This window comes from Butyricicoccus sp. (assembly GCF_050872565.1).
Lineage (GTDB): Bacteria > Bacillota > Clostridia > Oscillospirales > Butyricicoccaceae > Butyricicoccus_A.
This window is the reverse complement of the sequence record NZ_JBNMHC010000428.1, coordinates 1-1,671: the sequence shown is the minus strand read 5'-3', so window position 1 is coordinate 1,671 and position 1,671 is coordinate 1. Positions and strand designations below refer to the sequence as shown.

Here is a 1,671-nt window from a genome sequence, read left to right as displayed (position 1 = left end):
GTCTTTTTGATGCGGTCGAGCATCTCTTCCAGCTCCGGACGCTGCCGCTCCAAGCCGTCTACAATTTCCTTATAGCCAATTGGATCCAAATATTTGAGCGACAGATCTTCCAGCTCCCATTTGACGCGCTGCATACCCAAGCGGTGCGCAATCGGCGCATAGATTTCCATCGTCTCCAACGACTTGGAACGCTGCTTTTCCACTGTCATATACTGCATCGTGCGCATATTGTGCAGACGGTCTGCCAGCTTAATCAGAATGACACGAATATCCTTTGCCATGGCGATCAGCATCTTGCGCAGATCTTCAACCTGTTCCTGCGCCTTAGAATAATGCAGCTGTCCCAAGCGCGTAACGCCGTTGACCAAATCTGCTACCGATTCACCGAACTGTTCCTTGATTTCATCGTATCCGAACGCAGTATCCTCAATACAGTCATGCAAGAGGCCCGCACAGATGGAATCGGTATCCAGACCCATCTCCACGATAATTTCTGCTACAGAGACCGGATGAATGATATACGGATCGCCATTTTTCCGCTTCTGGCCGTCATGTGCCTTGTTGGCGCACTCGTATGCGCGGCGGATTTTATTGACATCTGCATTCGGTGTCTGCTTTTCTACACGTTGTAATAAAAAATCAATCTTGTTTTGAATATCCATATGCTCACTCCCCGGTCAACTCAGCTGATTTTCAGCCGCGTTTTGTTGTTTTCTATGCTTCAAGGTCGCCAATACGACCGACTTGGTAATATCTGCTTTTCCCTGAAACGGTAAAATCCGAATGTACAACAGGTTGTTTTTGAAATGGTAATTTAGCAAACGGCTCTCTGAGAATACATCCAAACAGACAAACAGCTTGCCGATGTTGACCAGCCGTCTGGATTCATAAGAAATTCTCCGTGACAGCGTATTATACGGCGCTGTCAGCTTTTTGTTCTCCGCCTGCGATATAATATGTCGCCATACCGCCACAAGATCCGGGCGATTAGGGTAAATCTGGTTGACTTGATTGTCTGTCAAGGCTTCTCCATCGATAAAATGTGAATAGACAGACAGGAAATAATGGTCGCGTTCCAACTCGCAATCGCTCAATCGAATGTCTTTGAGCATGAGCTGAATGGTCTGCTGATTACGGAAATGGTTGATTTCCAAGCTAAATGCCGCGTCTACAATGTCTCCTTGTACGACAGGACATCCGCCGGAGCCTGTGCCAAACAGCATGGCAGTAAACCGACGATTGCCTTTTATCAAAGACATTTTGAGATGCCTGTCACTGGAGATCGGTGTGATTTCTTCCACGGTCATCTCTCGAATCGCAAAAATCGGTTCTCGATTTCCCATGCCATACGGTTCCAGAATCCCCAGCTCTCGAATGGATTCCATGGTAATATCATCCGGAGAAATCAGGCAGTCGATATTGACGACCGGCATTAAATCCTGTTCCGTGATGTTTTGCTTGGCATACGCACAAATACTCTTTTTGAAAGCTGGCAGCATGTCTCGGGAAATGGTCAATCCGGCCGCCAAGGCATGTCCGCCGAATTTTTCCAGATATTGCGAACTGTGTTCCAGTGCTTCAAACAGATTAAAGCCATTGACGGAACGTCCAGAGCCTTTTCCATGGTCGCCATCCAGTGAGATCAGCACAGTCGGACATCCGTACCGATCT

Annotated in this window: 2 protein-coding genes; both read right to left on the bottom strand. The window is 47.5% G+C overall.

The window, feature by feature from the left end; genetic code table 11:
- Window positions 1–662 (bottom strand): HD domain-containing protein (locus ACR0P9_RS12175; RefSeq protein WP_432620521.1); only part of this gene is annotated, 662 nt, incomplete at its 3' end.
- A 15-nt stretch (window positions 663–677) separates the two neighbouring features.
- A partial coding sequence (locus tag ACR0P9_RS12170) for a DHHA1 domain-containing protein (protein WP_432620519.1) occupies window positions 678–1,671 on the bottom strand: 994 nt, incomplete at its 5' end.